A 13,446-nucleotide genomic window follows, 5' to 3' on the forward strand; every position below is an offset into this window, starting at 1 on the left:
GGGCCGGCCCCCGCCGGACAGACCCAGCCGGCCGCCCCGCAGGCACCGTCCGCGCCGCCTGCCGCCGCGCCCGTGCCGGCCGCCGCTCCGGTCCCGCCGCCCGCCGCCGCTCCCCCGGCAGCCGTGCCGGCCCAGGCCGCGCCGGCCGCTGCTCCGACCCCGGCCGCAGCGGTGCCGAACCCGACGCAGGACGGCGCAGCCAGCGGCTACGTCACCCCGCTCGTGCGCAAGCTCGCCAACGAGCAGGGCGTCGACCTGTCCACCGTCACCGGGTCCGGTGTCGGTGGACGCATCCGCAAGGAGGACGTGCTCGCCGCCGCCGCGAAGGCTCCGGCCGCCACCGGTGCAGCAGCACCCGCCGCCGCGTCCGGTCCGTTCGTCGCCGAGGTCTCGCCGCTGCGCGGCACCCGCGAGAAGATGACGCGCCTGCGCAAGGTCGTCGCCGAGCGGGCGGTGCAGTCGATGACCTCGACCGCACAGCTGACGAGCGTCGTCGAGGTGGACGTCACGAAGGTGGCGCAGTTCCGCGACGCCCACAAGGCGGAGTTCCTCGAGAAGACCGGTTCGAAGCTCTCCTTCATGCCGTTCTTCGCCCTCGCCGCGTCCGAGGCGCTCAAGGCCCACCCGAAGATCAACTCGACCGTGGACGGCGACGAGATCGTCTACCCGGAGACCGAGAACGTCTCCATCGCGGTGGACACGGAGCGCGGTCTGCTGACGCCGGTCATCAAGGACGCCGCCTCGCTCGACCTGGCACAGTTCTCGAAGTCGATCGCCGACCTGGCCGAGCGCACTCGGAACAACCAGCTCAAGCCCGACGAGCTGGCCGGTGGCACGTTCACGCTGACCAACACCGGTTCGCGTGGCGCGCTGTTCGACACTCCCGTCGTGTTCCTGCCGCAGTCGGCGATCCTCGGCACGGGCATCGTCACGAAGCGCCCGGCGGTCGTCAAGGTCGACGGGCAGGAGGCGATCGCGATCCGCTCGTTCGTCTACCTGGCGCTGTCGTACGACCACCGGATCATCGACGGCGCGGACGCGTCGCGCTACCTCGTCGCGGTGAAGAACCGCCTGGAGGAAGGCAACTTCGCGCCCAACCTCGGGTACTGATCCCCGCTGCACGGCCGACGGCCCCGGTTCCCCTGGTGGGAGCCGGGGCCGTCCCCGTTCCCGGTGCGGCGTCCAGCGCGGGCGCGGTGACACGTCGGTCCGACAGGTGCCGACAGCACCCTTGACGCGGCCCTCACCCGCCCCCGACCACCGTCAGCCCCGCGACGACGAGACCCACAACGACGATCGCACCGACCAGCACGTGGCGCAGCGGGAGTCGACGGCCCACGCCGACGAGCAGGCCCTGCTCGACGACGAGGCGGAGCTGCTCGACGAACCCGAGCGGTCCGCTGGCGGCTGACGCCGCGTCGGGGTCGGCGAACACCAGGTCGCTCGGCACCGGCGTCCACCGGAAGGGTCGGGGCGGAGCGGCGTCACGGACCAGCTCGAGGGCCGTCCTGGCGCTCTGTCCGTCGCCGTCGAGCGCCCCCTGCAGTGCCGCGGCCACCGCCGGCAGCTCGGGGTCGGCAGGGTCGACGCGGTCCCACACGGTGCGTGCCGCCAGGACGAGCGTGCGGAGCGCGTCCGGTGCAGTGCCCCCTCGGGGAGCGGCGGTCGGGGTGGGGTCCACGGCCCTCGTGGCCGTCGCACCCGGCGGACGGTCGCACAGCACGACCGCCCCCGCGTCGTCCACCACGACGTCGTCGATCTCGGCGGCCCCGAGCATCACCGTGCCGTCGTGCGCGGCGACGACGAGTTCGAGGAGCGGCACGGAGAGGGTGACCGCGACGCCGGTGGTCGGTGTGCCGAGTCGTTCGAGCGCAGCATCGATCGGCATGCCGCCCGGACGATCGACCTCCACGACCAGGCGGCCGTCCGGGGAGCGACCGACGTCGACGACCGGAACGAGGTGCCGATCGGCGGTCGCAGAGCGGTCGGCGACCCACCCCAGCAGGGCCGACTCGTCGGGGTCCGCGACCCAGCGGGTGGGGTGGACGGTGCTCGGTTGCATGTCCGCCAGCGTGGCGGACGTGAGCCGCGCCTCCCGGTCCACGCACCCCACCTGTGGACGGATGCTGTTCGCCCACAGCCGGACGTCGTGCGGTCTCCCCCGCCGCGCAGAGGCCGTATCCTGTTGCCATGGCACGCAGCTCTTCAACGGACAAGAAGGCGAAGGAGCCCGGGCGTCTCAAGCAGATGTTCCAGGTCTTCCAGATGACCCGTCGGGCCGACCCGTCGTCGGTCTGGTGGTTCGCCCTGGCCTTCATCGGGCCCGTCGTGCTCGGTGTCCTGCTCGCGCTGCTCCTGCCGGGGCAGAACTGGCTCGCGATCACCCTGTGGATCGTCGCCGGCGTGCTGCTCGGCGTGCTGCTGTTCCTGATCGTGCTGGGTCGGCTGGCCGAACGTGCCGCGTACTCGCAGATCGAAGGGCAGCCCGGCGCCGTCGGTGCCGTCCTGTCGAACTCGCTTCGTCGGCAGTGGCGGTCGAGCGAGATGCCCGTCGCCGTGCACGGCCGCTCGCAGGCCGCGGTCTACCGCGCCGTCGGACGCCCCGGCGTCGTCCTCATCACCGAGGGCCAGCGCGGCAACCTCAACCGTCAGGTCGACGAGGAGCGCCGCAAGGTGCAGCGGATCGTGCCGAACGTCGCCGTGCACGTGCTCCACGTGGGCGACGGTACCGGTGACAGCCTGACGCTGCACAAGCTCCCCCGCGCCATGAACAAGCTCGGGAAGTCGCTCAACCGCAACGAGGTGCTGGCCGTCGCGAACCGCCTCGACTCGCTGACGCAGAGCCCCGCCGCCGCGATCCCCAAGGGCATGGACCCGATGCGCGCTCGCGCCGGTCGTCCGCGCTGATCCGTCTGCGCTGATCCGGATCGACCCGGACACAGGACGCCCCCGACCTGGACTGGTCGGGGGCGTCGTCGTGTGTTCCGGGGGTGCGCGGGAGCCGCTCGGGTCCAGCGGGAGCCGCTCAGCGGCGGACGAGCACCGTCCCCGCGATGCGGTCGTGCGCGCCGCGGCTGTCGCGGTCGATGATGAGCGCCGGCACGACCAGGCAGAGGAGCAGCGTCCGGACCACGGGCCGCCAGACACCGACGTAGCCGCCCCGCATCGGCACGACCCGGAGCCCGACGCAGATGTGGCCGAACGACCCGGACAGCAGGCAGATGAACACGATCTGCAGCACGGCGAAGATCGCGAGCTGGATCCACGTGTGCGCGATGTCACCGGACCCGTTCACCGGCGACCACACCCCGGTGACGTAGGCGACGAGGTCGGCCAGGGCGCCGTCGATCAGGAGCGCGACGATCCGACGGCCGATCCGACCGACGCTCCTGGGCCCGGTCTCGGGCAGTCCGAGGTCCTTGCCCGGCCACCCGTCCGGGTGCTCGGAGGGCGCGGACGGACTGGGAGTGGGGCGGGCCATGCACTCCAGCGTAGGCGACCACCCGGGCGTAACACGCCTGAAACAACCCAGTCATGTCCGGGAAACTCCTTGTCAATAGCCTCGTCGGAGGTGCCTTGACCGGTGCCTCCGACATCACCCAACCCATTGGAGATCGGCCCCCATGTTCAGCGATTCCTCCGAGGTCCTGGCCTTCATCAAGGACACCGACGTCAAGTTCCTCGACATCCGCTTCACGGACCTGCCGGGTGTGCAGCAGCACTTCAACATCCCCGCATCGACCGTCGACGAGGACTTCTTCTCGGTCGGGCAGCTGTTCGACGGCTCGTCCATCCGGGGCTTCGCGTCGATCCACGAGTCGGACATGCAGCTGATCCCCGACGTCACCACGGCGTACGTCGACCAGTTCCGCGCCGAGCGCACGCTCATCATGATCTTCGACATCTACAACCCGCGGAACGGCGAGATCTACGGCCGTGACCCGCGCCAGGTGGCGAAGAAGGCCGAGAAGTACCTCGCGTCGACGGGCATCGCGGACACGGCGTTCTTCGCCCCCGAGGCCGAGTTCTACATCTTCGACGACGTCCGCTACTCGGTCACGCAGAACGAGTCCTTCTACGCGGTCGACTCCGAAGAGGGCGCGTGGAACACCGGTCGCGACGAAGAGGGCGGCAACCTCGCCAACAAGACCCCGTACAAGGGCGGCTACTTCCCCGTGTCGCCGGTCGACAAGACCGCCGACCTGCGCGACGACATCACCCTCAAGCTGATCGACGCCGGCTTCGAACTCGAGCGCTCGCACCACGAGGTGGGCACCGGCGGCCAGCAGGAGATCAACTACAAGTTCGACACGATGGTCCACGCCGCGGACGACATCCTGAAGTTCAAGTACATCGTCAAGAACACGGCCGACCAGTGGGGCAAGGTCGCCACGTTCATGCCGAAGCCGCTCTTCGGTGACAACGGCTCGGGCATGCACACCCACCAGTCGCTCTGGTCGGACGGCAAGCCGCTGTTCTACGACGAGAACGGCTACGGCGGTCTCTCCGACGTCGCGCGTTGGTACATCGGCGGCATCCTCAAGCACGCCCCCGCGCTCCTCGCCTTCACCAACCCCTCGATCAACTCGTACCACCGCCTGGTGAAGGGCTTCGAGGCGCCGGTGAACCTGGTCTACTCGGCCGGCAACCGCTCCGCCGCGATCCGCATCCCGATCACGGGCACGAACCCGAAGGCCAAGCGCATCGAGTTCCGCGCGCCGGATGCCTCGGGCAACCCCTACCTCGCCTTCGCGGCGCAGCTCATGGCGGGCCTCGACGGCATCCAGAACCGCATCGAGCCGCACGAGCCGGTCGACAAGGACCTGTACGAGCTCCCGCCCGAGGAGGCGAAGGGCATCCCGCAGGTCCCCGGCTCCCTCGACGAGGCGCTCGAGGCACTCGAGGCCGACCACGAGTTCCTCACCAAGGGCAACGTGTTCACCGAGGACCTCATCCAGACCTGGATCGACTACAAGCGCGAGAACGAGATCCTGCCGCTGGCCCAGCGCCCGCACCCGTTCGAGTACGAGCTGTACTTCGGCGTCTGAGCCCCGCTGAGCACGAAGGGCCCCGCACCGTCCGGTGCGGGGCCCTTCGCCGTGCCGGCCACGGTTCGCGCTGGGCGACATCTCACGGGCTGCGCCACCCGTGGGGTGTCGCCCAGCGCGAGCGGACGCGGCCACCGGGAGCCGCGGGGTGCGGAGGCGACCGCCTGGAGGCCCGGTGCCGGTCCGCCGGGCGGGTGCCGGGCCTCCAGGCGGTCGCGACGCACGGGAACGGGGCCCGCGCCGCCCGGCACGGACCCCGTCTCGCGAACGGTGACTAGCGACTCGTGGCCAACGCGTCGTTCGTCCCCGCTGCGACGCTCACGGGTGCACCCGTGACCGGCGTGGGACGTCCCAGGGAACGGACGGTCCACCCCGCTCTGACCCAGTCGGCGACCGGGAGGCAGTTGCGCGCGTCGATGACGACGCGGCGTCCGACGAGGTCACCGAGGGCGACCGGGTCGGCGGTGACGACGTCGTCCCACTCGGTGAGCACGAGCACGACGTCGGCACCCTCGATCGCGTCGGACATCGACGCGGCGTAGCTCAGCGTCGGGAACGAGCGCTTCGCGGGCTCCAGCGCCTCGGGGTCCCAGAGCGTCACCTGGGCGCCGCGCAGGTGCAGCGCCGCGGCGACGTTGAGCGCCGGGGAGTCCCGGACGTCGTCGGTGAGGGGCTTGAACGCGGCGCCTATGACGGCCACGCGGCGGTTGAGCACGGATCCCCCGGCCGAGTCGATCGCCATGTCGATGACCCGCTGGCGCTGGCCCATGTTGATCTCGTCGACCTGCTGCATGAGCCCGACGACCTGACCGGCGCCGATCTCGTTCGCACGGTGCATGAGCGCCCGGATGTCCTTCGGCAGGCAGCCGCCGCCGAAGCCGAGACCGGCGTTGAGGAACTTCCGCCCGATGCGGGCGTCGTGCCCGAGGGCGTCGGCGAGGGTCGTGACGTCGGCGCCGGTGATCGCGCACATCTCGGAGATGGCGTTGATGAACGAGATCTTCGTGGCGAGGAACGCGTTGGCGCTCACCTTGACGAGCTCGGCGGTGGCCAGGTCGGTCGTGATGACCGGGGTGCCCTCGCTGATCGGCGCGGCGTAGACCTCGCGGATCACGGCGTCGGCGGCCTCGGAGGCGCCGCCCCACACCAGGCGGTCCGGGTGCAGCGTGTCCTCGACGGCCTTGCCCTCGCGCAGGAACTCGGGGTTCCAGATGAGCTCGGCCGTGATGCCGGACGGCGTGAACTCGCGGACGATGCCCCGCAGCCGCGCCGCGGTGCCGACCGGGACCGTCGACTTGCCGACGATGAGGCCCGGGTGGGTGAGGTGCTCGGCGACACCGCGCGTGGCGCTCTCGACGTAGGCGAGGTTCGCGGCGTGCGACCCGGCCTTCTGCGGGGTGCCGACGCACACGAAGTGCACGTCGGCCGCGGCGACGGCGGAGGCGAGGTCCGAGGTGAAGCGGAGCGTGCCACTGGCGACGTGCTTCGTGATGAGCTCGGGCAGTCCGGGTTCGAAGAACGGGACCTCGCCGGCGGACAGGGCGGCGAGCTTCGCCGGGTCGACGTCCACGCCGATGGTCTCGAAGCCCATCTCGGCCATGGCGGCCGCGTGGGTGGCACCGAGGTACCCGGTGCCGATGACGCTGATGACGGGTGCGGGACGGGTGTCGGCCGATGCGGTCGACTTCTTGGACTCGCTCATTGCGTGACCTCCTGCAGGTCGTAGTCGATGTCGTTGCGCGTGATGCCCTCGGCGAAGGCCTTGAGGGAATCGGCGCGGGAGTTGAGGCGCCAGTCGTTCGTGGTGCGCTTGCCGTCGACGATGGTGGTGGCGGTCTCGCTGAAGTACGCGAAACCGATGATGTCGTCGTTGGCGGGGTCGGCCAGGGCGTCGAAGAGCGAGTTGATCCACTGCGTCTTCTGCGGGTTCGCGACGCTGGTGCCGGTCTCGGTCGCCCCGATCTCGTTGAGCATGATGCCCTTGCCCGGCGCGACCTGTCGGAGCTGCGCGAGCGTCGCGCCGAAGGTCGTGGCGAACGTCGGCTGCTCGGTGGCGTCGCGGTAGTAACCGCTCATCCCCACCCAGTCGACGTAGTCGGCGCCCGGGTAGTACTGACGCATGTAGTCGAGGGTCTGGTACTTCGGGTTGCCGAGCTTGTCGATGCGGCTCGGCGACCAGTCCCAGATGACGTACCGGTTCGCGCCGTTCGCCTGGAAGACGTCGTGCACGTGCTGCCACATCGCGACGTACGAGCCGGCGGGGTTCTGCTGGGCGCTGCCCTCGGACCAGTTGTACCAGGAGCCGTTCATCTCGTGGTCGAGCCGGATGACCAGCGGCTGCCCGTTGGCCGCCAGCGCCTTCGCGTACTTCGTCAGGTAGGCGTCGAAGGCCCCGCCGGCGATGTCCTGGTTGGTGTAGCCGGGCACGTACTTCTGGTCGTTGCCGGTCTGGGCCGGCACCGTCTCCCACGTCATGAGCGGGACGCGGCCGTTGGCCCAGGAGCGCTGCACCGCCGAGGCGTTGAACGCCTGGTCGAAGCCCTGGAAGAACCCGGTCATGTTCGACGCGGTGCCGACCTGTCGGGAGACCTCGTCGTACTCGGCCCAGTTGAACGGGGACTGCGCGGTGTACAGGCCGTACCAGCGGGACTGCTGCCCGAGGATCTCGGCCTTCGTCGGGACGTCGACGGGCGTCGTCCCGGGGTCGGTCGACGGGCCCGGGTTGGACTTCGTCGCGCCCGTCCCGGCGCCGCCGGCCGCACCGGAGCCGCCGCTCGCGCCCCCGCCGGACCCGGCGGAAGCGGACCCACCGGACGTGCCGGACCCCGATCCGGTCCCCCAGTCGGAGGAACCGGCCCCGCCGTCACGGGAACCCGACGCGTCGACCCGGGACGAGCCTCCCGAGCCCTTCGCGGCACCGAGCTGCGACCGCAGCGACGCGATCTGCGCCTGGAGCTCGGTGATCTGGTCGCCACGCGACCCGGCCTGGGCGGTGCGGGAGTCGAGCTTGCCCTCGAGCGCCCAGATGCGCTCCTGGGCGGCGTCGAGCTGCGTCTGCAGTTCGGCCGCCGAGACCTTCTTGGCCTTCGGGGGCTGGACCCCGAGCGCCTGGTGCACGGCGGTCGACACGGGGCCGGAGGGTGACACCCAGACGGACCAGGTGATGAGGGCGAGGGCGAGGACGATGGCCGTCGTCCCGACCGCGGTCCAGCGGGCGTGCTTGCTCGACTGCGCCCACCAGGTGCTCGAGGAGCGGATGATGTCAGACAATGAGGAACGCCTCCAGGGCGAAGATCGCGAAGCCGATGCAGTACGGGATCGCTGCGTACGGGTTGTACCGGCGCGCTCGGGCGGGAGCCGGCGTGGCTGCTCGCTGTGCGTCCTGCTGCGCGGCCGCTGCTGCTGCCTCGCGCCGGGTGGCGAGCACGGTGGTGGTGGAGTTGGTGGCCGCGTCGGCGCCGAAGAGCTCGTCGAAGGCGCGGTCCACCGCCACCTGGTCGACGGTCTCGAGCGGAGCAGCCGGAGCAGCCGGAGCAGACCCGACCGAGCCGGACCCGGCCGACCCGGTCAGCCGGGCACGTTCGGCGTCGATCGGGCTGACCGGCACCTGCGCGGTGGACGACAGGGGCTGCACGGCGTCGGCCGGGTCCTCCTGCACCGGTCCACCGGCGTAGGCACCGGCACGGGTCCCCCAGCCGGACGCGTGCGCCAGACGGAAGAAGCCGATGAGCCGGATCGGCATGAGGAAGAACGTCGACACGATGATGAACATCGGCAGGCGGAAGAAGTCGCTCGGCTTCTCGGCCAGGTGCCGCATCTGCCGGATCGCCATGCTCAGCACGCTCGACACGACCATCAGCGCGGCGACGTACACGAAGCCCGTCGAGAAGCCGTACTGCGACAGGATGCCCTGGTACAGGTTCTCGCCCTGGCCGGTCAGTGCCCGGTAGATCCAGCCCGCGATCACGCCGAAGAGCATGAACGGCAGGATGATGTCGGTGATGAAGAACGCCGCCAGGATCGGGGCGTGTCCGAGCATCCACGGGAGCATCCGCAGCGTGTTGTACTGCGAGCCGCGGGCCCAGCGGAGCTGCTGCTTGAACAGCTTCTTCACCTGCAGCGGGGCGTCCGTGTAGACCAGCGACGTGTACTGGTAGACGGTGCGGTACCCCTCGGTGAGCGTGAGGTTCGTGAGCGTGCGGTCGTCGGAGACCTCGAGGAACACGCCCATGAACTTCTCGTGCATGAACCGGTCCATCACCCGCACGAGGATGTTCCGACGGAACGCGATCGTGCGGCCCGGCAGGCAGCCGATCTGTCCGAGGACGCTCTGCGCCGGCATCGAGTAGAGCGCGCGCGAGTTCTCCAGCCAGTCGGCCCAGCGGGTGATCCAGCTGCGCTCCGGCTCGAGGATCCGCTGCCGCGTCGTGACGCCGCCGACGGACTCGTCGGCGAACGGCTTGAGCAGCTCGTCGAGCGTGCCGGGCGTCCAGACGGTGTCGGAGTCGACGAGCACCGTGATGTCGCCGTTCGACATCTCGGTGCCGACCTTGACGGCGTTGCGCTTGCCCGGGATGGGCGTGTGGGTCCAGCGGACGAGCGGGGCGAACTCGTCGCAGACCGCTTCGAGCGCCTCGTTGCGGGCGCCGTTGATGACGACGATGATCTCGCCGGGACGCTGCTCGACCATGCGGCCGATGACGTCGCGGAACAGGTCGAGCGGCTCGTCCACGACGGGGACGACGACGCTGGTCGTGCCGACGAAGGTGCCGGTGAAGGGGCGGTAGCGGGCGGACAGGACGACCTTGAGCAGCCAGAGCAACCAGATCACCGCGGAGTACACGGCGAACAGGTAGAACTCGGGGTGCCCTTCGACCATCTGCCTGATCTGCAGAATGAAGGTGAACATCGATCCCTGCTTCAACGTTCGAGGTGGAGATTCCGCTTCATCGGGGAATCAGGGCCGGTTCGGGTGAGGCAATTGATGCAGAAACCTGGACGCCCGCGCAACGCGGCCCCCGTCCGGGGGCGTTTCGTGCGTGTTACGGGGGACACACCGGTCCCCCTTGCGGCGGGTCACGACGGTCCCCCGTCGTGCTGACAGCACTCCTGCGGACCCGCCGGTCGCGCACGATCGGCACGATCGACGACGGGTGCGGCCTGGAGGCGCGGGCCGCCGCCGACGGAAAGCCCCGGTCAGCGGGTGGTCACCTCGTTGCGCCACGAGCGTGGCGCACGCCGCCCCGGCGGCTCGGTCGGAAACCGATCACGACACGGGAACGGCCGGGAGGGCACGGCGGACAGGGGTACGGCCGGACGCCCACCGGGGGACGTCCCGCGACACGGAGAATTCACCTGGAGCGTCTGCCCGGTCCGCGCCGTTCCGACGCCGCTCGGGCGTGTCGCGCCCGTTCCCGGCACCGGAGGGGCGGCGGTTCAGGCGCCGTAGAACTCGCGCTCGAACACCTGTCGGGCACGCCGGGTGACGCCGAGGTAGTCGTCCTCGAGCTGGCTCGCGGACCCCGGCGGGTACTCCATCAGCCGTGCCACGCCCTCGAGCTGCACCCGGTCGACGGGCAGCACGTCGGTGGTCTTGCCGGACCACAGCACCAGGGCACTGCGCGTCCGCGAGGCGAACCGCCACGCCGCCCCGAGCCGTTCGCCGTCCTCGGGGTCGACCAGGCCCGCGGCGACCGCGGCGTCGAGCGCCTCGAGCGTCGACGTGGTCCGGAGCGACGGCGTCTCGAGGGCGTGTTGCAGCTGCAGGAGCTGCACGAACCACTCGACGTCGCTCAACGACCCCCGCCCGAGCTTGAGGTGCCGGGCCGGGTCCGCGCCGCGCGGCAGGCGCTCCGACTCGACGCGCGCCTTGATCCGCCGGACCTCGCGCACCTCGTGGTCGTCGATCCGTTCCGGGTAGCGCGTGCGGTCGGCCAGGTGCTCGAAGTCCCGGAGCAGCTGCTGGTCCCCCACGGCCCCGCGGGCACGGAGGAGCGCCTGGGCCTCCCACGTGAGCGACCACCGGGCGTAGTAGGCACCGTACGACTCGAGCGTCCGCGCGACGGGGCCGTTCTTGCCCTCCGGTCGCAGGTCGATGTCGAGGTCGAGCGGGTGGATGGTGTCCTCGGTCAGCCGCTTCAGTTCACGGACGACGTTCTGTGCGGTGCGCGAGGCCACCTCGGACGGCAGGTCCGGGGCGCGGTACACGTAGAGCACGTCGGCGTCGGAACCGAAGCCGAGCTCCCGGCCGCCGAACCGGCCCATCGCGATGATCCCGAACGCGAAGCCCTCGGGTGCGTCACGGCGTGCGAGCGCGAGGGCACCGGCCAGCGTGGCCTCGGTGACGTCGCTCAGGGCGGGTCCGAGCGCGTCGACGTCCAGGGATCCGAGCACCGCGGCCATGCCGAGCCGCAGGGTCTCGCGGCGGCGGGTGGACCGCAGCAGGGCGGCCGCGCCGTCGACGTCGTTGCCGTGCCGAGCGGTGGTGGCGGTCATCTCGGCGAGCAGGGCCTCGACCGGCCGGGGCCGCAGCAGCGCCTCGGGTTCGTCGAGCCAGGCGACCGCCTCGGGGAACCGCTCGAGCAGCCCGGACAGGAACGCCGACTCGGACAGCACGGTGGTGAGCGAGTGCGCCGCGCCGGACGAGTCCCGGAGCATCCGGAGGAACCAGCTCGACTCCCCCAGTGCGTCGCTCAGCCGACGGAACGCCAGGAGCGCCCGGTCCGGCGCCGGCCCCTCGGCCATCCACCGCAGCAGCACCGGCAGCAGGTTCCGCTGGATCGCCGCGCGACGGCTCGTGCCCTGCGTGAGGGCGCGGATGTGCCCGACCGCACCGGCGGGGTCGACGAACCCGACGCCCGCGAGCCGGTCGACCACCTGGTCGTTCGTCAGGACGATCTCGTCCTCGGTGGAGGCGACCGCCGACAGCAGCGGGCGGTAGAACAGCCGCTCGTGCAGGCCGCGGACCTCGAGCTTCACGGCACGCCACCGGGCCTCGACGGCGGAGGCCGACGACGCGACCCCGCTCGACCGGGCCAGCACGCGCAGCTCTTCCTCGTCGGTGGGGACGAGGTGCGTGCGCTGCAGCCGCCGGAGCTGGATCCGGTGCTCGAGCACGCGGAGCAGGGCGTAGTCCGGCCCGAAGCGTGCCGCCTCGGCGCGGCCGACGTAGCCCGCGTCGGTCAGGGCATCCATCGCCTCGAGCGTGGACCGGACGCGCACCGACTCGTCGTCGCGCCCGTGCACGAGCTGCAGCAGCTGCACGGTGAACTCGACGTCGCGCAGCCCGCCGGGGCCGAGCTTGAGCTGCCGGTCGACCTCGGCGTCGGGGATGTGCTCGGTGACACGCTCGCGCATCCGCTGCACGGACTCCACGAACCCCGGCCGGGTCGACGAGTTCCACACGAAGGGCGCCATCGCCTGCGCGTACCGCGCCCCGAGGTCGGCGGAGCCGGCGATCGGTCGGGCCTTGAGGAGCGCCTGGAACTCCCACGCCTTCGCCCAGCGTTCGTAGTACGCCACGTGCGAGTCGAGCGTGCGGACGAGCGCGCCGTCCTTGCCCTCGGGGCGCAGGTTGGCGTCGACCTCCCACAGCCCGGGCTCCGGCGCGAGGTCGGTGATGACGTGCATGGCGGCGATGGCGATGCGCGTCGAGACGAGTACCGCACGATCCGTGGGCACCGTCTCGGTCGGCTCGGTCACGAAGATGACGTCGACGTCGCTGACGTAGTTCAGCTCGCGCGCGCCGGCCTTGCCCATCGCGATCACCGCGAGCGGCGTCGCCGCGACCTCGTCGGCCGGGAACCGCACCTCGTGCCGGGCCACCGCCACCGCGGCCTCGAGCGCCGCGCCGGCGAGGTCGGCCAGGCCGGCTGCCACGGCCGGGAACGCGTCCGTCGGCGCCGGGTGGAGCACGTCGTACAGGGCGATCTGGGCCAGGTGGCGGCGGTAGCGGACCCGCAGGCGCACCCGGGCGTCCTCGCCGGTCGCACCGTCCACCGCCGCGGTCAGTGACTCGGTGTACCGCTCCTGGCTCCACGGCTCGGCGACGGGTTCGAGCAGCAGGTCGAGTTCGGCGGGCCGGCGGTGCAGGAACTCGCCGAGCCCGATCGACGCCCCGAGCAGGCGGACCAGCCGCTCGGTCGCCGCGCCGTCCGCCAGCACCGGACGGAGCTCGTCGGCGGCGCGTTCGAGCAGCCGCTCGAGCATCCGCAGCGCGCCGTCCGGGTCGGCGGCCCCGCCCCAGAGTGCGGCAGACCCGCCGACCGGCAGCGGCACGTCGGGGCCGAACCGGGCCTCCAGGTCGGCGGCGCGGGTCAGGCTCTCCGACAGCTCCGCGAAGCCCAGCCGGGCCAGCTCCGAACGCGACGTCGTCGTCCGACCGGTCATGTGGAACGTG

9 protein-coding genes are annotated in these 13,446 nt (G+C 71.3%); 3 read left to right on the top strand and 6 right to left on the bottom strand.

The features are described from left to right. Positions 1-1,110 (top strand): 2-oxoglutarate dehydrogenase, E2 component, dihydrolipoamide succinyltransferase (sucB, locus tag LEL83_RS11495; RefSeq protein WP_225558910.1); only part of this gene is annotated, 1,110 nt, incomplete at its 5' end. 133 nt (positions 1,111-1,243) lie between these two features. Here sucB and LEL83_RS11500 read toward each other — a convergent pair. Next, positions 1,244-2,062: a hypothetical protein gene (locus LEL83_RS11500; protein ID WP_225558911.1), complete on the bottom strand. Its 819-nt coding sequence runs from the start codon at positions 2,060-2,062 to the stop codon at positions 1,244-1,246. Positions 2,063-2,190: 128 nt separating this feature from the next. Between LEL83_RS11500 and LEL83_RS11505 the strand changes: the two genes are divergently transcribed. Further along, positions 2,191-2,907 (top strand): DUF4191 domain-containing protein, encoded by a 717-nt coding sequence (locus LEL83_RS11505; protein ID WP_225558912.1) that lies wholly within the window; start codon positions 2,191-2,193, stop codon positions 2,905-2,907. A 118-nt stretch (positions 2,908-3,025) separates the two neighbouring features. On the opposite strand, the gene LEL83_RS11510 is transcribed toward LEL83_RS11505, so the two are convergent. Then, a complete protein-coding gene (locus tag LEL83_RS11510; protein WP_225558913.1) occupies positions 3,026-3,481 on the bottom strand; it encodes an RDD family protein in 456 nt (151 codons plus the stop codon). A 142-nt stretch (positions 3,482-3,623) separates the two neighbouring features. Here LEL83_RS11510 and glnA point away from each other — a divergent pair, with 142 nt between their 5' ends. Continuing rightward, complete coding sequence (gene glnA, locus LEL83_RS11515) at positions 3,624-5,048, top strand: type I glutamate--ammonia ligase (protein WP_198658436.1); 1,425 nt, start codon at positions 3,624-3,626, stop codon at positions 5,046-5,048. Between the two features lie 274 nt (positions 5,049-5,322). On the opposite strand, the gene LEL83_RS11520 is transcribed toward glnA, so the two are convergent. From LEL83_RS11520 to LEL83_RS11535, 4 genes are all read right to left on the bottom strand, one after another. Beyond that, a complete protein-coding gene (locus tag LEL83_RS11520; protein ID WP_225558914.1) occupies positions 5,323-6,750 on the bottom strand; it encodes a UDP-glucose dehydrogenase family protein in 1,428 nt (475 codons plus the stop codon). After that, positions 6,747-8,318: a glycoside hydrolase family 26 protein gene (locus tag LEL83_RS11525; protein ID WP_225558915.1), complete on the bottom strand. Its 1,572-nt coding sequence runs from the start codon at positions 8,316-8,318 to the stop codon at positions 6,747-6,749. Before LEL83_RS11525 ends, LEL83_RS11520 begins: the two co-directional genes overlap by 4 nt. Further along, positions 8,311-9,957: a glycosyltransferase family 2 protein gene (locus LEL83_RS11530; protein ID WP_225558916.1), complete on the bottom strand. Its 1,647-nt coding sequence runs from the start codon at positions 9,955-9,957 to the stop codon at positions 8,311-8,313. The genes LEL83_RS11525 and LEL83_RS11530 overlap by 8 nt, the downstream gene beginning before the upstream one ends. A 527-nt stretch (positions 9,958-10,484) precedes the next feature. Continuing rightward, a complete protein-coding gene (locus tag LEL83_RS11535) occupies positions 10,485-13,436 on the bottom strand; it encodes a bifunctional [glutamine synthetase] adenylyltransferase/[glutamine synthetase]-adenylyl-L-tyrosine phosphorylase (protein WP_225558917.1) in 2,952 nt (983 codons plus the stop codon). Positions 13,437-13,446: the final 10 nt, after the last annotated feature.

This window comes from Curtobacterium oceanosedimentum, from assembly GCF_020297365.1.
Classification (GTDB): domain Bacteria; phylum Actinomycetota; class Actinomycetes; order Actinomycetales; family Microbacteriaceae; genus Curtobacterium.